The sequence below is a fragment of the Bacillus luti genome (assembly GCF_009739945.1).
In the GTDB taxonomy this organism is placed as follows: Bacteria; Bacillota; Bacilli; order Bacillales; family Bacillaceae_G; genus Bacillus_A; species Bacillus_A luti.
The window spans coordinates 1,736,138-1,759,455 of record NZ_CP040336.1; the positions used below are offsets into that span (position 1 = coordinate 1,736,138).

A 23,318-nucleotide genomic window follows, 5' to 3' on the forward strand; every position below is an offset into this window, starting at 1 on the left:
GGAGAACACGTAGAGTGTTCTCCTTTTATTATGGGATTTCATAGGGGGAAGCGGGATGAGTGAAACGCTACTCGTTATTATTAGCATATTACTATTTTTAATGTTGCTTTTAATCGTCTTCTTTATCATTACATTTTTTATAAAAAAACGGACGCATCACTCTATTTTGAAATTACATCCATACCTAGGAAGAATGCGTTACTTACTCGAAAAGATAGGACCAGAATTCCGCCAATATTGGTTTGATCACGATACGGATGGAAAACCTTTTTCACGTTACGACTTTCAAAGTGTTATGTTTTTAGCGAAGTATCGCTCTGAAATACTCGGTTTTGGATCGAAACGAGATTTTGAAGCTTCTGGCTATTATATTGCTAATACATTGTTTCCGATATTAACTGAGGAATTAAGTGTGAATCTATTGCAAGAGCGAGAAGGTAAAAAGTATGTGATTCATAAAGAAGGGTTATTTTCAAGAAGAGAAAAGTTGACAGCGGATACAACAAATCTTTGGCTGTATGAAGAAGAAGATGCAATTATAGTCGGTGAAAACCGCAAATATCCGTGGAAACTACATGGCATGTTTGGAGCATCAGCAACTTCTTACGGTGCGATAGGCGAAAATTATATTTTAGCGAGCGGCTTTGGAGCGAAAATGGCAGGCGGATCGTGGATCAATACTGGTGAAGGTGGCGTTATTCCAGAACATTTACATACAGGTGCGAATATTGTTGCACAAATTGGTCCAGGGTTATTTGGATACCGTGATGAGGATGGTAATTTTTCAATGGAGAAATTTATGGAGAAGGCGAAAGAAAGTAACATTAAAGCATTTGAATTAAAATTTGGGCAAGGTGCAAAAATACGTGGTGGTCATTTAGAGGGGCAAAAAGTAAATGAGAAAATTGCTTCTGTTCGGAATGTACGAGAAGGAGAGACAATTAATTCACCGAATCGATTTTCATTTTTAAATAATGCAGCGGATGCCCTTTATTTTATTCAACAGTTGCAAGAAAAAGGTGGCAAACCAGTCGGGATGAAAATTGTAATTGGTCAGCAGGCGCCTTTGGAAGATTTATTTAAAACAATGAAAGAATTAAATGTGTATCCGGATTTTATAACAATTGACGGTTCGGAAGGAGGATCAGGTGCGACATATAAATCGATGGCAGATAGTATGGGGCTACCGCTTATTCCAGCGCTACTTACATGCATTGATACAGCAAATCATTATGGTGTATGTAATAAATTCAAAGTGTTTGCTTCCGGGAAGTTAATTACCCCTGATAAGGTAGCGATTGCTTTAGCGATTGGAGCAGATGCTGTAAATTCAGCGCGTGGATTTATGATGGCGAGCGGTTGTATTATGGCGCTTCAATGTAATTCCGGACAGTGTCCATCAGGTGTTGCCACGACAAATCCGCACTATCAAAAAGCGTTAGACCCATACGAGAAGAAATGGCGGGTAATGAATTATATTATTAGCATGAGATATAGTTTATTTTCATTAGCGGCAGCAGCGGGAGTGAAGAGTCCGCGTCATTTAACGAGAGAGCATATTGTGTTTAAGGATGAAAGGGGAAGAATTGTTCCGCTGTCGGAATTGTTCCCTATCGTAAATAGGAGATAAATATACTTGTTAAAAGTCATACGTTTGTATGACTTTTTTATTTGAAATGAAATAAGTAACTTGTTGACAATGAAAAGTAAGTAACTTATAATAAATATTGAGTTCGAGATAAATAAAGATTTAGTATAATTATAGATTGATGGATATTTTTTAGAAATTATCTCGAATTCGAGATAATTTCAATAGGTTAGATTTTAGTATGTAAATTTGCGATTAATATCTTGAATTAAAGATAAAATTATCATGACGGATTTTACTTTGCAGTATGGACAAAATGAATAATGAATTTTAATGTAAAGCAATTTTTATAATGAAATAAAAAAGGAGTGGACGAAATGGAAAAGAAAACAATGGGGATTCATCATATTACAGCGATTGTAGGACACCCACAAGAGAATGTAGATTTTTATGCTGGTGTATTAGGCTTACGTTTAGTAAAACAAACTGTAAATTTTGATGATCCAGGTACGTACCATCTTTATTTTGGTAATGAAGGAGGAAAACCTGGAACAATTATTACGTTTTTCCCATGGGCAGGTGCTCGTCAAGGAATAATTGGTGACGGTCAAGTAGGTATCACTTCTTATGTTGTACCAAAAGGGGCAATGGAGTTTTGGGAAAATAGATTAGAGAAATTTGATATTCCATATACGAAGATGACTCGCTTCGGAGAACAGTATGTAGAATTTGATGATCCACATGGTTTGCATATAGAATTAGTTGAAAGAGAAGAAGGCGAATTAAATAATTGGACTTTTGGAGAAGTTACGCCAGAAGTAGCAATTAAAGGATTTGGTGGCGCTGTTCTTTTATCGGCACAACCTCAAAAAACAGCTGAGTTGTTAGAGCATGTAATGGGTCTTGAGAAAGTTGGAGAAGAAGGTGAGTTCGTACGATTCCGTTCTTCTGCTGACATTGGAAATATTATTGATTTGAAATTATCAACAATCGGACGCGGTCAGATGGGTGTTGGAACAGTTCATCATATTGCTTGGAGAGCGAGTGACGATGCTGATCAACTAGATTGGAAAGAGCATGTGTCTCGATTTGGATACGGCGTAACTCCTGTACAAGATCGAAATTATTTCAATGCGATTTATTTTAGAGAAAACGGGGAAATTTTATTTGAAATTGCAACAGATCCTCCTGGTTTTGCTCATGACGAATCGTTAGAGACGATGGGCGAGGAATTAAAATTACCGGAACAATATGAACAACATAGAAAACAGATTGAACAAACGCTTTTACCGTTTGAAGTAAGAAATTTAGATTAAAGTGATTGAAGGGGGAAAAGGATTATGATGAAACATGTTTTTCAAAAAGGAAAAGATACGTCAAAGCCAGTGTTGTTATTACTTCATGGTACTGGTGGTAATGAATTAGATTTATTACCACTTGCAGAAATAATTGATCCGGAAGCTTCAGTATTAAGTGTTCGTGGAAATGTGTTAGAGAATGGGATGCCGCGTTTCTTCCGCCGATTAGCAGAAGGTATTTTTGATGAAGAGGATTTAATTTTCCGTACGAAGGAATTAAATGGATTTTTAGATGAAGCGGCTAAAGAATATGAATTCGATAGAAACAACATTGTTGCTATCGGTTATTCAAATGGAGCAAATATTGCGGCGAGCTTATTGTTCCATTATGAAAATGCGTTAAAAGGTGCTGTGCTTCATCATCCGATGGTGCCTAGAAGAGGGATGAAATTGCCGGATTTAGCAGAGAAAGCTGTATTTATTGCTGCTGGAACAAATGATCCGATTTGTTCACCTTCTGAGTCAGAGGAATTGAAGACATTATTAGAAACTGCAAATGCTAATGTAACAATGCACTGGGAAAATAGAGGGCATCAATTAACAATGGGTGAAGTGGAAAAAGCAAAAGAGTGGTATGATAAAATAATTCTATAAGCTATGAATAATAAAAGAAGCATCTGCTAACGATTAGCAGATGCTTCTTTTATAGTTAAGACTGGATTGCAAGATGTGATGAAGAAAGTGGTAATTGAATATCAACGATAGTACCTTTATTTATTTCACTTGAAATGTGTAATTTCCCATGATGTTCTTCAATTATTTTGTAGCACATCATCAATCCTAGTCCAGTACCTTTTTCTTTTAAACTATAAAACGGTTCGCCTAAACGAGAGATGCGATCTTCTGGAATGCCACAGCCTTCGTCAATAATACGAATTACGATGAAATTATCGTCTAACGGTTTGATTTGAATGAAAATATTTCCGCCATTTGGCATCGCTTCTATTGCGTTTTTTAATACGTTAATAAAAACTTGTTTTAATTGATTACCGTCGCATTGAATGTCATGTTTATGATTAAAATGATCCATAATAATATGGACGCTATGCATGATGGCAGTCGGTAAAATGAATGTGACTACCTCTTCTATTAAAGTTTGTATGTTGCAAGTTTGTATAGATAAAACTTGAGGTTTCGACATCGCCATAAATTGACTCGTGATAGATTCCATTTGTGAAATCTCACTTAACATAACATCGACATACCATTTATTGTCCTCATTTATTTCAGGGAGTAGCAATGTTAAAAAACCTTTGAGAGAAGTGAGTGGATTTCGAATTTCATGGGCAATTCCAGCTGTCAGTTGTCCGACTACTGCGAGTTTTTCTGATTTTCGTAATAACTTCTCAGTTTCTTTTAGCTCAGTAACATCCCTGCCCATCACGATAAGACCTTTGCGAGAACCGTCGGGATGATAAAGTGGAACTTTTGATATACTTAAGATGAGGTCGAAATCATCTCTATGTATAATGAATTCCTCTCCATGAAGAATTTGTCTTTGTTGCCATGCTAGTTCATCTACTTCTTCACAGTGTAAAAAAGCTTCTCGGTACGCTTCATTATATTGAATGAGTTCACTATCCCTTTTTCCGTGATACGGTACATGGTGGAAATTGAAGCAAGAAAGTGCATAGTCATTTGCTTCAAGCCAGCGACCTTCATGATCTTTGAATATAACAAACGCAGGCATTGAATTCATCAATGTACGCAATCGCTTCTCGCTATCTTTTAACATTTTCTCAATTCTTTCTGATTTTTCAAGGGGCTTCATAATCGCATATACACCTGTTAGACGATTGCGAACAAAAGTCGGAACTAGTTTTGTTACAACATCTAATAAATAGCCGTCTTTATGGTAAATAGAGATGATATACTCTTTTTGATTGTCAGCTGTAGTATTTTTTATATATTGTGGCACTTGTTCAGAAATATGAGCTTCTAAAATAGTGGTGATGTTTTTTCGCTCTAATTCTTCTGAAGAGTAACCTAGTATTCTTTCAGCAGAAGGATTAATATGCAAAATAACGCCTTCTAAGTTCAATGAAATAATACTATCAGGGTTGTGTTCAAAAAGAGAGGCATACATTTCTACTAAAGAACGATCTTGAATATGGTTTCGCAAACGCCCAGATATATTAGGCGGACGTTTTTTTGGTGTAGATGAATATTTTTTACGACTCATAATATTTCCTCCGTACAACTAGCATCTAAAAGATTTGTCTATTCATAACTATAATATAGATGTAATGTGTATTTCTATAAAAAATGGAAGTTGCAGAATAAATTTTGTTTTTTTCTTTTTGTAAAAGGGAGTATAAGGTGGTAATAAGAGGATCTTATATGGTTTTATAAATCTTTTGTAAGTTACAGGGGGCTGTTTTCCTTATAACATTAGAATAGAAGAGGGGGAGAGAAAATGAGAAACTATATTCAAGGAATCGACCACGTGCAAGTTGCTGCACCTGCAGGATGTGAAGAAGAAGCGCGAGAATTTTATGGTAATACAATTGGCATGGAAGAAATTCCGAAGCCAGAAGAATTAAAGAAGCGTGGTGGATGTTGGTTTAAGTGTGGGAATCAAGAAATCCATATTGGTGTGGAGCAAAACTTTATACCAGCTAAAAAGGCACATCCTGCTTTTTATGTGAATGAAATTAATGAATTTAAGCAAATGTTGATAGATCGAGGTGTCGAATTGATTGATGATCATGCACGACCAGATGTAATTAGATTTTACGTGTCTGATCCATTTGGAAATCGGGTTGAATTTATGCAAAATAAAGACTAGGTGGATTCCCGCCTAGTCTTTAATTTCTTCTGAAAAGTCCTAACACTTCTACAGTTTCCGTAATATTAACGAACGCATTTGGGTCAATTTCAGAAATTGTTAGTTTCATACTTGCTAATTCTTCACGAGAAACGACTGTCATAAGTACACGCTTTTTCTCGCTTGAATAAGCACCTTCGCCGTCAAGTAATGTAATCCCACGTACAACGGTTGAAAGAAGGTGTTGTTTCATTTTTTCTGCTTCGTTTGTTACAATCATAAGTGTAACTTTACTATGTTTTGTATGAACAGCATCGATTACTTTACCAGTTACATAAATTGAAAGTAAGCTTGTAAGTGCAACATCCCAAGTGAAGAAGAATCCTGCAATAACAACAACGACTGCATTTAAAGCAATAAGGAATCCGCCAAGTTTAATGTCTCGCTTGCGGGATAATAACATACCGATAATATCAAATCCACCAGTTGATCCATTGCAATTAAAAACAAGACCGATACCAGCTCCGGCAATGACACCTCCGAAGATAGATGATAAAAGTGGATCTGTTGCTACGACTTTTACTGGAACATAGTATAATGCAACAGATAATACAATTACAGAGATAACAGTGTTAAAAATTACTTTTTTTCCAAGACCTATGTATCCTAAAATAAGGATAGGTAAGTTTAATACGAAGTTAATAATACCTGTATTCACAGGAGTTACAATCCCTAAAATAATAGCAATTCCGCCAATTCCACTACTTAAAATTTTGTGGGGGATAAGGAAAAGATTAAAGGCAATCGCGATAATAATAGAACCAATAATAACACCAAGAAATCTAACCATTTCTTTCCCGTCCTTCACTAAAAAATTCATATTATTTCAAGATTATATATGATATTGAAAGTTTTAGGGGAAAACAGTTTATTTTGGAAAATTAGATTAATCAAAAGAATTTGAGTATTTTATCATTTGAAAGGGGATACAGTTGTGAAGATAAAAACATATCAACAAAAAAGTCCGTTGAAGCAAGAATGTGAGGATTCTTATTTTTGTAATGAAGATAAAATGATGTATGGTGTATGCGACGGGGCAACACCACTCGTTCCTTTTCAAGATGAAAAGGGACACAATGGAGCATACATCGCTTCACATTTATTTGCAAGTTATTTTACTTCATTACGAGAAAATTATAGTTTGCAAGTTACAGTTGCGAAAGCAAATGAAGTATTACAAAGCAAGATGCTAGAATATAAGGTTGATACGGCAAAAAAAGAAGATTTGTGGTGCACATGTATTGCCGCAGTTCAAATAGATGGTACGAAAATTGAATATGCGCAGCTAGGGGACTGTATGATTGTCGCAATCCTTCGAAATGGAATGATGCAAGTAGTAACAAAAGACACTGTTAAAGGAATTAGTAAACGAGCCAAAAAGAAAAGGGAAGAAGATCGTGAAAAAGGTTTATCTGTACCAGAAGAACATGTTTTTCAAGATGTTCGAGAACAGTTAAAATACAATCGTTATCTTGCAAATATGCAGGGTGGGTATTCCGTTGCAAATGGAATGAAAGAAGCAATGAATTATTTACAACATGGTGAATTACATATAGATGAAGTGAGCGGGATTTTTATTTGTTCAGATGGGCTATTTCACCCAGATTGGTCAATTGAACAAACTGTTGCATATATAAGGAAGAATAGTATAAACGAATATATAGAAATTATTGAAGAGTTAGAAGAAGAAAATAGAATAAGACCAGACGATAAAACAATTATAATGATTGATTTTTAAGAGGAGGTAATTCATATGGAAATTAAATGTGTAAATTTAACGTTTCAAGATGAATTAATTCCGTTAGAAAGAGTAAATAAGCTTATTATTCACCATACATCAGAAGATGGATGGGATGTGTATAAAACACATGAATTTCATCAAAAGGTAAGGGGATGGAGCGGGATTGGTTACAATTATTTTATTGAAGAAGATGGAACTGTAGTCGAAGGGCGAGGTTTACATATTGGAGCACATGCGAAAGATAATAATAGGGATACAATTGGAATATGTATGGCGGGTAATTTTGATAAATATGATCCAACTACCCCGCAAATGAATTCATTATATTCTTTATGTAAAATGTTTATGAAACAGTTTGCTGTAGAGCAAGAAAATATACTCGGCCATAGGGAGTTAGAAGGGGTTACAAAAACCTGTCCAGGAAATCGCTTTTCTATGGTAGAGTTAAGAAAAGTATTATCTTAAATATAGAGGAGTAACGAATGATGATGAACATAAAAATACCAACTGATAAAAAGAAGAGCTTGTAGCACAAATTCAGCAATTTTTCGTTGAAGAAGATTTAGATGAAATTGGGCGTTTTCAAGCAGAACGTTTAATAGAAGAAATGATTAAATTAGTAGGACCTTTTGCATACAATCAAGCAATTGGGGATGCAAGAAAACTTGTAACTGAAAAATTATCAAATATTGAAGAAGATTTGTATGTATTAGAGAAGAGTGAAGGGAAGTAAACTTTCGCCAATTATAAAATAAGTATATGCCGCGGCTTCTTTCCGATGTTCTGTTTGGAAAGAGCCGTGAAGTTGTTTTTAGCCATATAAAATAAAACTTTTCTTTTGTGCCAAATGGGATCCTAGAATTTAAAAAACGTTATTCTTTCTTAACAAGCTAGATGAGAAAGAATAACGTTTTTTTTATAAAAAGATTGAGATTAAAAATATATTATCTTAATTTTATCTTTTTTTAATAATTTATTTATGGGCAATTTATAGTTGCTATTTATAATTCCTATATAGCAGCTATGGACACTACGAAAAGGAACTTTGGAGATGTAACGATGTAGGTAGCGATATACTTTGTATCAAAGTTCGGGGGATAGAAAATTTATCCCGCTTTAATGGGCAGTAAGACCCCCACCTCAAAATTTAGCGGAAGCAAAGAAGTTAGGTGGGGGATCAACTGCCCATTAAAGTCCGATTGGTTCAACTAATAATCAGTGGGGGATGAAGAAAACCCCCACTGATTAAAGTTTCACTTTATATCCAATTAGCTGTAATTAAAACTTAAAACATGAATTGCTCACATAGAATCTTCCTTTGGAAGAAAAGTGGGGTAGTTCTTTGTTAAATGAAGGAAAGGATTGGGAAGCTATGAATAAAACAATTTTAAAAACATGTATCATATCAGTGGTTTTAGGTGGAAGCCTATTAAGTGAAGGAAATGGAGAGGTGAAAGCAGAAGAGAATACACCACAAACGAATCATACTGGTGTATTCAAAGATGTTCCAAAGGATCACTGGGCATATGAGGCGATTCAGCAATTAACAGGTGAGAAAATCATTTTCGGCTATGATGATGGAAGATTTGGTTTTGGAGATAACGTAACGCGCGAACAAGTTGCAGCTTTAATGTATCGTTATTTTAATATGACAGAAAACAAAAATTATCAGAACCCGTATGGGGACGTAAGCGAAGAGTCGACAAGCTATATAAAGGAAATTTTGTCTTTAACAGAAATGGGTGTTTTTACGGGGGACGAGCATGGGAACTTTAGACCGAAGGCATCCTTAACACGTGCAGAAATGGCACAGGTTCTTACAAATGCTTTTCATTTAAAGGAAAAGGGTAATCACACTTTTAATGACGTTTCAACGAATTCGTGGGCAAGAAATGCAATTAGTGCTGTTCAAACAAATAATATTGCAAAAGGAGTAGGAGGAGGGAAATTTGCTCCAAGTATGGATGTGACGCGCGAACAGTATGCACAATTTTTATACAATGCAATACAAGAAACTGAGCAAACTAAACAAACGAAAGGGCAAATACTGGCTAGTATACTTGGTGAAACAAATTGGCAAGGGACAAAAGTCTATGACAAAGATCATAATGATTTAACGAAAGAAAATCAAAATTTCATCGGGCTTGCAAAATATGATGCTAAAACGGCAAGGTATGAATTTTTTAATGCAAATACAGGAGAGAGTCGTAATGATATCGGTACTTTTTTTATAACTAACGATGGAAAGAAGAGAGTGTTAATTTCTGAAACGCAAAATTATCAAGCGGTTGTTGAATTAACGCAATTAGACAAGGAGAAATTTACATATAAAAGAATGGGGAAAGATACAAAAGGGAACGATGTAGAAGTATTTGTTGAACATGTTCCTTATCATGAAAAAGAGTTGTCTTTCACGCGTCCTGATAAAAATTTAGAGAGCTCGACGGGAAAAATAGTTACAAACGTTGATGGCGATGAAATTTTATCTAGTACACTATGGAACGGAACGGTGGTATTAGACGAACAGGGTAATAATGTAACAAAATACAACTCAAACTTAATCAGTCTAGCAAAATACGATAAAAATACAAATAAATATGAGTTTTTCAATGTGAATACAGGAGAAAGTCGTGGAGACTATGGTTTCTTTGATGTGGTACATGGTAATAAAATAAGAGCTCACGTATCGTTAGGAAATAATAAATATGGTGCAGTCCTTGAACTTACAGAGTTAAATAAAGATAAATTTACGTATACAAGAATAGGGAAAGATGCGAATGGAAAAGATATAAAAATCTTTGTTGAGCATGAACCGTATACAGGTGACCTAAAACCGAATTTCACAAAGTAAGATGTAAAAGTAATCTTTTACTCTAGTAAAGGAAATATGTTAGTAAGGAAAAGGCTGAGTGATTAGAGAATTAAAATAGTTGTTTATAGACAAATAGATGCCTTGAGGCATCTATTTGTCGTTTTAAAATGATTTTATGGGTAAATATAAAATACAAATTCTCTTTTCTCGTTCTTTTATTTATTCTCTTTATGTTCTTTATATTCATGAACTTTTTCTTTTACATTACCGACAGTATCTTTAGCAGTGCCTTTGATTTTATCCCATTTTCCTTCGGCTTGTAATTTCTTATTGTCAGTTACTTTCCCAACAACTTCCTTTACTTCACCTTTTACTTTATCAATGGCACCTTCTACTTTTTCTTTTAAACCATGATCATGCTTTGTCATACATTTCTCCTCCTTGTAGTTTGATTAGAATTCTCTTTTCATATTGCAAGTTGAATGATGTATCTAGTAATAGCGTAACAAATCTAGTTTGAATATTCAAATGATTAATAGAGTTGAAAAGGAATTGTCATAAAGTGTATAAAGTTGTAATGAGAAGAGAAAGAATGTTAACTACATGTCTTTTGCGGTCCAGATTGATTTTGTATAAGCAATTTTCATATGGGCACGTTCCATGTTATTTTGACTGCCGCTACCGAACATGGCTTGTCCAACTATTAATTGGCAGTTTGATGCTATTGCTGTTTCAATTCGCTTTTGAATTAATGCAGTATGACAGCCTTTACGCTGAAATTCTGGCAAAGTAGCAGAAGCAGCTAATGAAGCAATCCCATTATTTATGTACAGGACACCAATGCCTGCAGGAGTATTTTGAACTTCGGCTATGAAAAAATGCCATCCTGGTTTATCGTAAAGAATTTCGTTATTTTGGCGCACTCCATCTTTTGTAAAGGATGGCATATTAAATCCACGTACATATATGTCTGCAAAAATATGAAATTCATTTTCTTTCAGTTGGCGTACTGAAATGTTAGCAGGAAGCAGGGCTGGATCTTCTCTCGGTATACTATATAAAGCGGTATGGAAGCTGGATTGGTAAAATCCTTTTTGAGATAAGTATTGAAATAATTCAGCTGTCCCTTGAGCGGGTGTAATTTCAAAACGACAAGGGATTTGTAATGCATGATAATAAGAGATAATTTCATCTAATTCATCTGTATTTGTAAATGTAATACCTTTTACCGTATTAAAAGACGGACCAGCAATTACTTTTGATGAAAAAGCAGTGGCACTTCCGAATTGTTTCATTTGTACTTGCATTGGATTTTCTTTTATCGCCTGTAGTGCCTCTAATCTAGAAGAAAGCATATTTATTTCTGCACGTTCAATTTCTTGAGCAGCATTGACTGTCATAATAGTATTCATAAAATTCCTCCGTCAATTAATATATTTCATAGTACATATACGATTTTTATCATGAGATTCCTGTTGCAATGTAAGAGAATATGAAGTTTTTTGGAAGGGAAATGGAAGTGAACTGTCGAAGGGAGTGGAAACAGATTAAAGGTGGTGCTCTCATGAAACAGAAAGACGTGCAGACATGCTCTAATTGTGGTTCTCATAACATAGGAGAAGGTGAGTTTGTCGGATATGCACAAATACGGAAAAAGGAAACGATGTTTACATCTTCACCAGTAGATGCTTATATTTGTACAGATTGCGGGAATATCCTTTTATTAAAAGTACGAAATTATGAAAAATTTAAGCAGAAGCCGTTATGATTCTTGAGAAGTGGTTTTATTAGGGAAGTTAATAAGGGTAATATTTTACATAAATATGAGTATGCCTCAGATAAAGAGATGAAAACATATACTGTGTGGGATGCATATCAATCGCTATACGACATACCAAAATGTATAGAGAAAATTATAAATCAATATGAGGAAGAAAAATTACCCCTCTTGGAATATTTCATATTGAAAACTCCTTTAAATAAATAAGGGAGTTTTTTGTTTTTTTTATAACAATAATTACCTTTAATTGTTATAATTGGTTATTAATAGGGATTGTTTTATTAACGTCATAATCATAGAAGAAACTAGCTAAATCGTAGGTGAAACCGCAATATAACACAATCGCAACCGTAAGTTGACAAAGCGCAACCGCAGGAAGATAGAGATAGTGGCAATGTTTACATACAATTTAGGTAAGAAAAACAAAGGGGGACACACATATGGAATTTGGTGAAAAATTATTTAAATTAAGAAAGGAAAAGGGACTTTCTCAAGAAGCGTTAGCTGAGAAATTAAACACGACAAGGCAAGCAGTTAGTAAATGGGAAAATGGTCAAGGGTTTCCTGAAACTGAAAAGTTAATAATGATTGGAAATGTATTCGAAGTATCTCTTGATTACTTATTAAAAGAAACTGCTGAACAAAGTAATGAAAAGGAAAATGGTTATTACGTAAGTAAGGAAATGGCAGAAGGTTATATAGTGTATGGACAAAAAATTTCTAAATATATTGCGTTAGGATTTAGTTTGCTCATTTTATCTACAATACCGTATTTACTATTTAAAGAAAATGCAACAATGTCTACGTTCCTTGTCATTATTATTGCAGTGCTGGGGATTGGGGCAATGATGGTACCTGTAACGATAGAAGAGAGTCGATACAATGTATTGAAAAAAGAAGAACTACTATTTGATCAAAACTTTCTAAAAGAATTGACAAAAAGATATGCGACTATAAAAAAGAAATATGCTGCAGTGGTGGTTGTTGGATTTTGTTTCATAGCAGCAGGGGCAATACCGTTTTTATTTGAGAAAAAACGAATCACTTCAGGAGAACTAGTGCAGTATTATCCTTACTGTGTTGTACTTATTGCTATTGGATTCTATCTTTTTGTTCGTGTTTTAGGAGTGTTAGAGACGTATCGGATTTTAGTAGAAAATAAAGAATATAGTAATCGTTTTATTTTTAAATTGAAAAAGAAAGTAAGAAAAAAGGTGGATAGTTTATAAAAAATAAAAAACATGTTTCGGATCAGTGTATTCAAAACATGTTTTTTTATTGAGCTGAATTATTTCCAAAGAAATAATTCAGAAAATACTGAAAAATATCGTAAATATTTGTTGAAGTCTGTTATAATATATTAAAATGAAAACGCTTTAAAGGGAGGATGTAACCAATATGATGATGAATGTACCTCTAACAATTAGTTCTATGATGGAAAGAGCAGAAAAGTTATTCCCGAAGAAAGAAATCGTTTCTCGCACACATGATACCATTACGACATTAACGTATAAGCAGCTAGGAGAAAGGACGAGAAGACTCTCTAGTGCGTTAAAAAAGATTGGGATTAAGGAAGGCGAACGTGTAGGTACGTTAGCGTGGAATCATCATCGACATGTGGAAGCGTATTTTGCTATTCCTGGTATTGCTTCCGTTTTACACACAATTAATATTCGTTTATCTCCTCAACATATTTCATACATTATTCAGCATGCAGAAGATCGAATTTTACTTATTGATGAAGATCTCGTACCACTCGTTGAAAGTATTCAATCCGAATTATCAACTGTACAAGCCTACATTGTTATGACTGATAAAGATGAGCTCCCAAAAACTACACTTCAGCCTGTATATCATTATGAGAAACTTTTAGAAGAAGGCGACGCAAATTTCCAATTTGTAAAAGATATTGATGAAAACACACCTGCTGGTATGTGTTATACGTCAGCGACTACAGGAAACCCAAAAGGTGTTGTATATACACATCGAAGTACTGTATTACACTGTATGGCACTTGGTTTAGCTGATACAGCTGCTTTATCGGAAAGCGATGCGGCGATGGCAATTGTACCGATGTTTCATGTGAATGCTTGGGGACTTCCTTTTGCGGCTACTTGGTTTGGATCAAAACAAGTTCTTCCAGGGCCTATGTTTAATCCGAGAATTTTATTAGAAATGATTCAATCTGAAAAAGTAACGATAGCTGCAGGTGTGCCGACAATTTGGCTCGGTGTATTACAAGAGTTAGAAAATAATAGTTACGATTTATCTAGTATGACCAGAATTTTATGCGGTGGTGCAGCTGCGCCGAAAAGTGTTATTAAAGCATTTGAACAAAAACATAATGTTCCTTTCATACATGCATATGGAATGACTGAAACGAGCCCGCTCGTAACACTTGCACGTTTAAAAAGTTATGAAACAGAATTGTCGTATGAAGAGCAATTAGAAATCCGTTCAAAACAAGGATATCTTGTACCAGGTGTAGAGATGAAAGTAGTCGGTACAAATGGTGAAGTGAAGTGGGACGGTACGGAGATGGGAGAACTATGTTTACGAGCACCATGGATCGCTGAAAGCTATTATAACGATGAGCGTACTGTCGAAGGTTTTCGTGATGGTTGGTTATATACAGGAGATGTCGTTACGGTTGATGAGGAAGGTTGCGTGAAAATTGTTGACCGTACGAAAGATGTTATTAAAAGCGGAGGAGAATGGATTTCTTCCGTGGATCTTGAAAATGCATTAATGGCACATGATGCTATATTTGAAGCAGCTGTTGTTGCAATTCCCCATCCGCAGTGGCAAGAGCGACCAGTTGCCTGCGTTGTTCAAAAGAAAAATAGTGCAGTAACAAAAGAAGAAATATATGAGTTTTTAAAACCACAGTTTGCGAAGTGGTGGTTACCAGACGATATTGTATTTATGGAAGAAATACCGAAAACATCTGTTGGAAAGTTTTTAAAACAAGCGCTTCGGAAAGAGCTTGAGCATTTGCATAAAGAGAAATAATTGAATCCTTATTTGTAAACTTTCATTAAAACTAAGTTGACAAACGGGAGGTTGAAAGATAATATAATTCTTGTGATATGTTATCTAAATTTTAATTTAAGTTTACAAATAGGAGAAGCAAACATGAATACAAAAAACTTAGTTTTCGTCGCTTTATTTAGTGCTATTATGGGAGTGTTAGGATTAATACCTCCGATTGCTCTTTCTATTACACCAGTTCCAATTACATTACAATCACTTGGTGTTATGCTTGCTGGTGGACTGTTAGGATCACGTCTTGGTGCATTAAGTCAACTTGTTTTCTTGCTTATTGTAGGAGTGGGAGCACCATTACTTGCTGGTGGACGCGGTGGCCTTGGTGTATTTTTTGGGCCAAGTGCAGGATATTTACTTGGTTATATTGTTGGAGCGTTTGTCATTGGATATTTAATTGAGCGTTTACGTAAAGTTTCTATTATAAAAGTATTATGTATTAATATAATTGGTGGTATTTTCGTAGTTTATGTATTTGGTATTATTGTGCAAGCTTTCGTAATGGATATTTCTGTATGGGAAACGATGAAAGTGAGTGTCGTATTTTTACCAGGTGATTGCATAAAAGCGATTATAGCAGCAATTCTTGTAACGAAATTACATCGTTCATTGAAACATATTATTACGCCTGCTTTAAAGAGCGGGAAATATACAAATGCAGGATAATAAAAAGAAACACGTTCATTGCGTGTTTCTTTTTATTATTTTGTAAGGGAAGGACGTCTCAAATGGGGATTACAAAAGAATATAAAAAGCATGCCTCTTTACAAGCAAATAAAATAGCGATAAAGGAAGATAATCGAGTTTTAACATATAAAGAGTGGTTTGAGTCAGTATGTAAAGTAGTAAACTGGTTGAATGAAAAAGAATCAAAAAATAAAACAATAGCAATTGTATTAGAAAATAGTATCGAGTTTTTACAACTATTTGCTGGTGCCGCTATGGCCGGATGGGTGTGTGTGCCCTTAGATATAAAATGGAAAAAGGATGAGCTAAAGGAAAGACTAGCAATCAGTAATCCAGATATGATTATTGCGGAACGATATAAGTTAAATGATATTTCGGATGAAGAAGGAAGAATAATTGAAATTGATAAATGGAAGCAAATAATAGAGAACTATCTTCCTACAGAGCACATTGTAGAAAGTGTACAATATGCTCCTTTTTATATGGGATTTACATCAGGATCGACTGGGAAGGCAAAGGCATTTTTACGTGCACAACAATCGTGGGTTCATAGTTTTGATTGTAATGTACATGACTTTCATATGAAAAAGGAAGATTCTATTTTAATAGCTGGGACGTTTGTTCACTCTCTTTTCTTATACGGTGCAATAAGTGCATTATATATGGGACAAACTGTACATATTATGAGAAAGTTTATTCCGAATCAAGTGTTAAATACGTTAATAACTGAAAATATTTCGGTCATGTATACAGTACCAACAATGCTCGAATCTTTATATAAAGAAAATAGAGTAATAGAAAATGAAATGAAAATTATTTCGTCAGGAGCGAAGTGGGAAGCTGAAGCGAAAGAAAAAATAAAGAGTATATTTCCTAATGCGAAAAGATATGAATTTTACGGTGCATCTGAACTTAGTTTTGTAACAACATTAGTCGATGAAGAGAGCAGAAAGCTAAATTCGGTAGGAAAGCCTTGTCACAATGTGCAAGTTCGAATATGTAATGAAGCAGGAGAAATCGTGCAGACAGGTGATGTAGGAACTATTTATGTGAAAAGTGAGCAGTTTTTTATGGGATACATAATAGATGGAGTTGTAGCCCAGGAGTTGACTACTGAGGGCTGGATGACAGTGCGAGATGTAGGTTATCAAGATGAAGAAGGATATATATATATTGTTGGTAGAGAGAAGAATATGATTTTATTTGGAGGAATCAATATTTATCCAGAGGAAATAGAAAGTGTGTTATATACTCATCCAGCTGTTGAAGAAATTGTTGTAGTTGGTGTGAAAGATAGTTACTGGGGTGAAAAACCTGTCGCTATCGTAAAAGGCTGTGCTACGAAGCAACAATTAAAGAATTTTTGCTTACAACGATTATCCTCTTTTAAAATACCGAAAGAATGGTATTTTGTTGATGAAATCCCGTATACAAATAGCGGGAAGATTGCTCGTGTTGCAGCAAAAAGTATGATTGAAAACCGGGAGAAAATATATGAATAGAGCGGTTATTGTAGAGGCGAAAAGAACACCTATTGGCAAGAAGAATGGGATGTTAAAAGATTATGAAGTTCAGCAATTAGCAGCACCACTTCTTACGTTTTTAAGTAAAGGAATTGAGAGAGAAATAGACGATGTGATATTAGGGAATGTCGTTGGGCCAGGAGGAAATATTGCAAGGCTGTCTACATTAGAGGCGGGGCTCGGTTATCATATTCCTGGTGTAACGATTGACCGGCAATGTGGTGCCGGATTGGAAGCGATTCGCACCGCATGTCATTTCATTCAAGGCGGAGCAGGTAATTGTTATATTGCAGGAGGAGTAGAGAGTACAAGTACGTCACCTTTTCAAAATAGGGCGCGATTTTCACCAGAAACAGTTGGTGATCCTGATATGGGAGTAGCGGCTGAATATGTTGCAAAGCGTTATAACATCACGAGAGAAATGCAAGACGAGTTCGCATGCCTCAGTTATAAACGAACACTGCAAGCGTTAGAAAAAGGATATATACATGATGAAATATTGTCTTTTAATGGATTGTTAGATGAATCTATAAAGCGAGAAATGCAGTATGAAAGAATGATTAAAAGAACTAAGCCCGCATTTTTACAAAGTGGTACAGTAACGGCAGGGAATTCATGTGGTGTAAATGATGGGGCATGTGCAGTTCTTGCAATGGAAGAGGGACAAGCCCGAAAATTAGGATACAAGCCTGTACTTCGTTTCGTTCATAGTACTGTAGTTGGAGTGGATCCAAATCTTCCGGGAACTGGTCCGATATTTGCGGTGAACAAATTATTAAACGAAATGAATATGAAAGTAGAGGACATCGATTATTTTGAAATAAATGAAGCATTTGCTTCAAAGGTTGTTGCTTGTGCAAAGGAGTTACAAATTCCTTTCGAAAAATTAAATGTAGATGGTGGAGCAATTGCGCTCGGTCATCCGTACGGTGCATCTGGAGCTATGCTTGTGACACGTTTGTTTTATCAAGCGAAAAGAGAGCATATGAAATATGGAATTGCGACGTTAGGAATTGGTGGTGGAATAGGGCTTGCGCTATTATTTGAGAAAGTAGAAGACTAGTGAGGTATTAACTGTACTATGATTAATAGGGGATAATTAGTTCTATATATGAGTGAATAGCCTCTTTTAGTAACCAAAAAACAAACAACTATTATTCTATATTTTTGAGTTACCTGAGGTTAAATTTGTAAGCCTGAGCCTCAGAAAATTGGTATAATGTAGTAATATGGGTGGAAGATGGAAAAGCTGATATTAGTAAATTGAGCATAAAAATTTCATATGCATCCAGATAAGTATTAATAACATTTCTCTCTCTGAACATAAAACTATACATATATTATGATAGGTAATATAGGCGTTATTCTTATTATATTGCTCTAAAATAATTAAACCAGTTTATTTGAAGAAAGGAATGGGAATATGAACATTGGCGAACGGATTCGACAAATACGTATGCATAAAGAATTCACGCAAGGGGAAGTAGTATCAGGGATATGTTCTATAACTTATTTAAGTAGAATTGAAAATGGACAAATTAAACCTTCAAATTCTGTTTTAAAAAAAATCGCTAAAAATCTAGATATTGATTACAACTTTCTTGTAGGTGTAGATTATGAGGATATTGAAGCTAAGATTCTTGAAATATGTAATAGGTATAAAAATGATAATATTATAAGCTCTAAAGACTTATCATCTTTAGAGTTGTATGTTCGCGATACAGACTCTATTCTCTTATTATTAAAGGCCTATGGTGTTTTAATATACTATCATTCTCGAAATAATAACTTATTACATGTAGCAACGATTGTAAATGAGGCTTTGCAAGTAATTCCAAATCAAGTAGCCTCCCCATATACTCAAGACTTTATATATTATTTAATGGCTCGAGGTCATTATTTTTCTAATAAACAAGATTATATGACTGCAAATGAAATTTATATGCAGACAGAGAGTTTACTTGGTTTAGATGAAACTAGGCTACACGCTGATATATATTATAATCTAAGTCTAACAAATCAAAGTCTTTATAAAGATCAAACGATTAGTCGTTTGTATGCTAAAAAAGCCTACAGATTGTATGAAAAATTAAATGTAGAAAATCAAGTAATAAACATTCTTATAATTATTGCATTACAATATCAAAAAGATAATCTATCAGAGAAAGCTCTTGAATCTTTAAAACAAGCAGAAATTAAAGCAGAGGTTAGCGATAATCCTATGTATTTACCTTTAATTGCATATAATTATGGGAAAATATATCAAGGATTAAAAGATTACACCAATTCTATTAAATGTTATGAAAAAAGTTTACAGACTAGCAATCTTTATCCAGATCAAGCTCAAAAAATATACGCAGTAAGAAACTTAATAGAAATTTATATAGAATCTAAAGACTGGAAAATTGTTAATAAACTGATGGATGATGCATTAGAAATGTTATCAATTTCTGATATGCCACACGCATATGTTGAAATATATGGACTTAAGGGGAAAATATCCAAATTAAGGGGCGATAATCATGGATATGAGAAAAATATGCAAAAAGCTATTGAAAGGGGTCTAGAAAAAAAGCAATACCCTCTAGTTCGTGAACTCGCTACTGAACTAGGAAACTATTTTTATGATAATCGCGCTTATAAAATGTCAGCAAAGTACTTGAAAATATCTAGTCAACTCCCCACTTAAGCTACGCTTAAGTGGGGTTTTTTATGTATTGATCTAATAGGGAATTAACACCAGTAAAACTACTATGTTTATAACGCTCCCATTCAAGTACATTACTTTCGTCAAATATCTAGTTAGGGGAGTAAATCTTTCTGAAATTTTCAAAAAGGTAAAATATCAAGTTTAAAACAATTGATAATTCGCTAAAATTTTAATGGAATTTTACTAATTGTTATTAACATAAATGAACATGTATATTTTAAGTACAGAAACTCAAACAGCAAGGAGGGAGTTATTCTGATGCAAGAGAAAAAATGATCTACAAATATGATAGACAATATAAATTATCATTTGAATTAGAGTAAAGGTTATAATCAATATTTTAAAATCCTTTCAAATGAACGTGAAGTATTGCTATATCATGTTTATAAACACTCATAGCGGAAACATACATCACAAAAAGAATGGATGAAAAAGACAGTATTTAAGCAAATGCAAATGAGATGAACAAAAAAATTGATGGCACTGAAGATATAATGCAGCATACTTTACTTAATAAATAAGAAAGAGGGATACATATGAAAAGCAACGAAACGGGAACTAAGCGAAAAGTAGTAAGATATACGGGTGGAATTGCAATACTTTTATTATTGATATCCTTTATATATCAATGGAAAAATGGTTTAGAGGTTGATACTACTGAAAACTTCAGTCTGGCATTAGTTGTTGCCATTTTCCTTTCTAGTTTTATTCCTGAAAGAAAAAGAGATAGTTAAATAATTGAATAGGCAATTGGGATCTATTTCTCAATTGCCTATTTATGCAAATATAAATTCAAACTAAGAGATAAATGCTTAATATCGGTGATTACATACTTGAATAACAACTAATTTCTATTCAATATTTAATTATCTTTTAAAGTTTTTTAGATTTAGGCCTTGATAGTAGTGCTACTAGTTTTCTACTCTTTGAGGAATATAAGCGTTGCTACCAGGCTTCGCTTTTATTTCATTCCAAGCAGTAATCGCATCAGCTTTTGATTTCCCTTTGTTATTTGAGTCTTCGAAAAAGTCGCGAGTGAAACGATTGTATTCAAACTGCGCGCTGATAGTTGTTTTATAAGTAGGATCTTTTTTTCGTTCGTTTTCTTCATACCAAAACGTTATCGCGTCTTCATATGTTTTTCCAACATTCTCTTTAAAAAACTTTTGAAGAGCTACTGTAAAGCGGAAGTTTGCTCCGATTTTTTCTTTGAAAAAAGCACGAACATCTTCGCTACAGCGGTGATTGTTAGTAATAATCGTTTGAGGGGAAAGGTCTTTATAAGAGAGAGAAGTTTTACTCGCCTTTTGACCAGAGCTGTTTTTTAATATTTTACCAGTAGTTAAATAATGTGAGATACGCTCGGTTATTTCGATCTTAGAGCCACTAGCTGGTAACTCATGCTCACGACAAAATGTTTGGAGTTCTGCTTTTAACCAATAATAGTTTTGGAAATCTTCAAGTAATATAGATTTTGTTAAAGGTGGACGCATGAATGTAACAACTTCTTTCTTCCATAATTTTCTTTAATTATAAAACATACGTTCTTTTTATGGAAGGATTAATTTGTAAATATAACGGGAAGAGGAGATTGCATATGGAAAATGTAATGCAAGTTCGTGTTACGGGAATTTTAATTGAAGATGAAAAGATTTTGTTAGTAAAGCAAAAGGTTGCTAATCGCAATTGGTCTTTACCTGGAGGAAGGGTAACTAACTGTTACGATTTATTTAATCAATTATAACTAAAGTTAATTAAATCTATCAAACCTCATTGAATATATCGAACGTATGTACTATTGTATATTCAATAAGGTAGGAATAATAATGAAATTTTCACGAGTTAGTCAAGTATTGGAATTAACAGGTTTGTATCCTAGTAGTCTTAAGAGAATGCTGGTGGAACACGCTACTATTCAGAAGAACAAACCTTTCATTATCTGAAAGGTGAGTGCCCGAATAATTGCACAGTAAAGGAGTTAAATTCTGATGATATTGGCGAAGAAAGTCAGACTGATTCCAACCCCTGAACAAGAAAAAGTGCTTAGAAACCATGCCGGTGCTGCAAGATTTGCTTATAACTATTGTAAAAGAATGAGTGATAGATACTATAAGCTATTTGGAAAATCTGTTTCACAGTTAGCTTTACAGAAACGATTTACAAAGATCAAGAAGCGAAAGAAATATGAGTGGTTAAAAGACATTAATGCACAAGTTCCCAAACAGGCTTCAAAAGATTTTGATACGGCGAGAAAAAATTCGTTCAAAAAGTACAAAAATGGTTCTCACACTTCTTATAAATCCAAAAAAGATTTAATCCAAGGATTTTATGCCAATTATGAAAGACTGATTATAGGAAAAAAAGTAGTTCATATTCAGTCCATTGGAGAAGTGAAAACAAGCCAACAACTACCAAGAAACAAAAAACCATCTAATCCAAGAGTTACATTTGATGGGCGTCACTGGTGGATTAGTGTAGGGTTTCAAGAAGATTTTGCATCCCAAGAACTAACCAATGAGTCGATTGGTGTGGATGTTGGTTTAAAAGAGCTTTTTGTAGCTTCTAATGGTATGAAAGAACGAAATATAAACAAAGATGCCAAGGTTAAAAAACTTTTGAAAAGGAAAAAGTTAGCACAAAGAGATATGTCTAGGAGATTTAAAAAAGGTGTAAAAATTCAGTCTGCCGGATATGAAAAAGCTAAAGCTGAGCACCTGCGGTTATCTAGGAAAATTATTAATATCCGAAATAACCATATCCATCAAGCAACAGCTAAGTTGGTGAAAACCAAACCAATGAGGATTGTTGTGGAAGACTTACCTATCTCAAACCTGTTAAAAAACAAAAAACTATCGAAAGCATTTTCATTTCAAAAATTAAACTTCTTCTTTCAATGTTTATCATACAAGTGCGAGAAGTATGGCATTGCGTATGTAAAAGCTGATAAATGGTTCGCCTCAAGCAAGATTTGTTCATGTTGCGGAGTAAAATACGACCATTCAGTTCAACCAGAAGGACAGTGGAGTTTAAAGATTCGTGAATGGGACTGTGTTGGGTGCAATAGCCATCACGATAGAGATGTAAATGCTTCGATAAATTTATCAAGATGGGTAAAATAAAAGCTTGATAATGTGAGGTAACGATACTGCCTCGTGTGGAGTGTTATACCCCTCGTCCCTTCGGGGTTGCGAGAACACGATGAAGCACTAACTTGTGTAAATTTGATTGAATTGTATAGATTTAGTTA

Annotated in this window: 21 protein-coding genes and 3 pseudogenes; 19 read left to right on the forward strand and 5 right to left on the reverse strand. The window is 34.3% G+C overall.

All coding sequences use genetic code 11. The annotated features are described in order from the left end of the window. The first annotated feature begins 55 nt into the window (after positions 1–55). From EUC40_RS08925 to EUC40_RS08935, 3 genes are all read left to right on the forward strand, one after another. On the forward strand, positions 56–1,630 hold the full coding sequence (locus EUC40_RS08925) for an FMN-binding glutamate synthase family protein (protein WP_156574513.1): 1,575 nt from the start codon (positions 56–58) through the stop codon (positions 1,628–1,630). Positions 1,631–1,965: 335 nt separating this feature from the next. Then, positions 1,966–2,904, forward strand: a complete 939-nt coding sequence (locus tag EUC40_RS08930) for a ring-cleaving dioxygenase (RefSeq protein ID WP_156574515.1) — start codon at positions 1,966–1,968, stop codon at positions 2,902–2,904. 24 nt (positions 2,905–2,928) lie between these two features. Then, complete coding sequence (locus EUC40_RS08935) at positions 2,929–3,540, forward strand: alpha/beta hydrolase (RefSeq protein WP_156574517.1); 612 nt, start codon at positions 2,929–2,931, stop codon at positions 3,538–3,540. Between the two features lie 55 nt (positions 3,541–3,595). Here EUC40_RS08935 and EUC40_RS08940 read toward each other — a convergent pair whose 3' ends face one another. Continuing rightward, positions 3,596–5,128 (reverse strand): BA3702 family sensor histidine kinase, encoded by a 1,533-nt coding sequence (locus EUC40_RS08940; protein ID WP_156574519.1) that lies wholly within the window; start codon positions 5,126–5,128, stop codon positions 3,596–3,598. A 234-nt stretch (positions 5,129–5,362) separates the two neighbouring features. Between EUC40_RS08940 and EUC40_RS08945 the strand changes: the two genes are divergently transcribed. Then, positions 5,363–5,734: a VOC family protein gene (locus EUC40_RS08945; RefSeq protein ID WP_071711344.1), complete on the forward strand. Its 372-nt coding sequence runs from the start codon at positions 5,363–5,365 to the stop codon at positions 5,732–5,734. Between the two features lie 19 nt (positions 5,735–5,753). On the opposite strand, the gene EUC40_RS08950 is transcribed toward EUC40_RS08945, so the two are convergent. Continuing rightward, positions 5,754–6,593, reverse strand: a complete 840-nt coding sequence (locus EUC40_RS08950; protein WP_002018978.1) for a YitT family protein — start codon at positions 6,591–6,593, stop codon at positions 5,754–5,756. Positions 6,594–6,689: 96 nt separating this feature from the next. Between EUC40_RS08950 and EUC40_RS08955 the strand changes: the two genes are divergently transcribed. From EUC40_RS08955 to EUC40_RS08970, 4 genes and pseudogenes are all read left to right on the forward strand, one after another. Further along, the gene (locus EUC40_RS08955; RefSeq protein ID WP_156574521.1) at positions 6,690–7,511 is read left to right on the forward strand and encodes a protein phosphatase 2C domain-containing protein; all 822 of its coding nucleotides are present in this window, start codon (positions 6,690–6,692) and stop codon (positions 7,509–7,511) included. A 15-nt stretch (positions 7,512–7,526) separates the two neighbouring features. Further along, positions 7,527–7,979, forward strand: a complete 453-nt coding sequence (locus EUC40_RS08960) for a peptidoglycan recognition protein family protein (protein WP_071711346.1) — start codon at positions 7,527–7,529, stop codon at positions 7,977–7,979. 17 nt (positions 7,980–7,996) lie between these two features. Next, a pseudogene (locus tag EUC40_RS08965) lies at positions 7,997–8,247 on the forward strand (DUF2164 domain-containing protein). A gap of 639 nt (positions 8,248–8,886) precedes the next feature. Beyond that, positions 8,887–10,365, forward strand: coding sequence for a DUF4822 domain-containing protein (locus EUC40_RS08970; protein WP_156574523.1), 1,479 nt, complete (start codon positions 8,887–8,889; stop codon positions 10,363–10,365). Between the two features lie 176 nt (positions 10,366–10,541). Here the strand turns inward: EUC40_RS08970 and EUC40_RS08975 are convergent, their stop codons facing one another. Continuing rightward, the gene (locus EUC40_RS08975; RefSeq protein WP_000160405.1) at positions 10,542–10,754 is read right to left on the reverse strand and encodes a CsbD family protein; all 213 of its coding nucleotides are present in this window, start codon (positions 10,752–10,754) and stop codon (positions 10,542–10,544) included. A gap of 171 nt (positions 10,755–10,925) precedes the next feature. Further along, positions 10,926–11,738: a GNAT family N-acetyltransferase gene (locus EUC40_RS08980; RefSeq protein WP_156574525.1), complete on the reverse strand. Its 813-nt coding sequence runs from the start codon at positions 11,736–11,738 to the stop codon at positions 10,926–10,928. 152 nt (positions 11,739–11,890) lie between these two features. Between EUC40_RS08980 and EUC40_RS08985 the strand changes: the two genes are divergently transcribed. The 9 genes and pseudogenes from EUC40_RS08985 to EUC40_RS09020 all read left to right on the forward strand — a co-directional run bounded on the left by EUC40_RS08985 (position 11,891) and on the right by EUC40_RS09020 (position 20,805). Next, the gene (locus tag EUC40_RS08985; RefSeq protein ID WP_071711348.1) at positions 11,891–12,094 is read left to right on the forward strand and encodes a hypothetical protein; all 204 of its coding nucleotides are present in this window, start codon (positions 11,891–11,893) and stop codon (positions 12,092–12,094) included. 3 nt (positions 12,095–12,097) lie between these two features. Next, positions 12,098–12,268, forward strand: a pseudogene (locus tag EUC40_RS27495) (GNAT family N-acetyltransferase); the annotation flags it as partial. Between the two features lie 278 nt (positions 12,269–12,546). Beyond that, positions 12,547–13,335 (forward strand): helix-turn-helix domain-containing protein, encoded by a 789-nt coding sequence (locus EUC40_RS08990; RefSeq protein ID WP_098252599.1) that lies wholly within the window; start codon positions 12,547–12,549, stop codon positions 13,333–13,335. Positions 13,336–13,504: 169 nt separating this feature from the next. Further along, positions 13,505–15,118 (forward strand): long-chain fatty acid--CoA ligase, encoded by a 1,614-nt coding sequence (locus EUC40_RS08995; RefSeq protein WP_156574527.1) that lies wholly within the window; start codon positions 13,505–13,507, stop codon positions 15,116–15,118. A gap of 123 nt (positions 15,119–15,241) precedes the next feature. Next, positions 15,242–15,817 (forward strand): biotin transporter BioY, encoded by a 576-nt coding sequence (locus EUC40_RS09000; protein ID WP_156574529.1) that lies wholly within the window; start codon positions 15,242–15,244, stop codon positions 15,815–15,817. A gap of 62 nt (positions 15,818–15,879) precedes the next feature. Further along, positions 15,880–17,340: an acyl-CoA synthetase gene (locus EUC40_RS09005; protein WP_156574531.1), complete on the forward strand. Its 1,461-nt coding sequence runs from the start codon at positions 15,880–15,882 to the stop codon at positions 17,338–17,340. Then, on the forward strand, positions 17,333–18,424 hold the full coding sequence (locus EUC40_RS09010; protein ID WP_156574533.1) for an acetyl-CoA C-acyltransferase: 1,092 nt from the start codon (positions 17,333–17,335) through the stop codon (positions 18,422–18,424). Before EUC40_RS09005 ends, EUC40_RS09010 begins: the two co-directional genes overlap by 8 nt. A gap of 360 nt (positions 18,425–18,784) precedes the next feature. Further along, the gene (locus EUC40_RS09015) at positions 18,785–20,050 is read left to right on the forward strand and encodes a helix-turn-helix domain-containing protein (protein WP_046198963.1); all 1,266 of its coding nucleotides are present in this window, start codon (positions 18,785–18,787) and stop codon (positions 20,048–20,050) included. A gap of 557 nt (positions 20,051–20,607) precedes the next feature. After that, positions 20,608–20,805 (forward strand): hypothetical protein, encoded by a 198-nt coding sequence (locus EUC40_RS09020; protein WP_000840055.1) that lies wholly within the window; start codon positions 20,608–20,610, stop codon positions 20,803–20,805. A gap of 177 nt (positions 20,806–20,982) precedes the next feature. Here EUC40_RS09020 and EUC40_RS09025 read toward each other — a convergent pair whose 3' ends face one another. Next, positions 20,983–21,564: a DUF6434 domain-containing protein gene (locus EUC40_RS09025; RefSeq protein ID WP_156574535.1), complete on the reverse strand. Its 582-nt coding sequence runs from the start codon at positions 21,562–21,564 to the stop codon at positions 20,983–20,985. A 104-nt stretch (positions 21,565–21,668) separates the two neighbouring features. Between EUC40_RS09025 and EUC40_RS09030 the strand changes: the two are divergent. Together EUC40_RS09030 and EUC40_RS09035 are read left to right on the forward strand one after the other, a co-directional pair. Beyond that, positions 21,669–21,788 (forward strand): annotated as a pseudogene (locus EUC40_RS09030) (NUDIX hydrolase); the annotation flags it as partial. 271 nt (positions 21,789–22,059) lie between these two features. Further along, a complete protein-coding gene (locus EUC40_RS09035; RefSeq protein WP_156574537.1) occupies positions 22,060–23,190 on the forward strand; it encodes an RNA-guided endonuclease InsQ/TnpB family protein in 1,131 nt (376 codons plus the stop codon). The last annotated feature ends 128 nt before the right edge of the window (positions 23,191–23,318 follow it).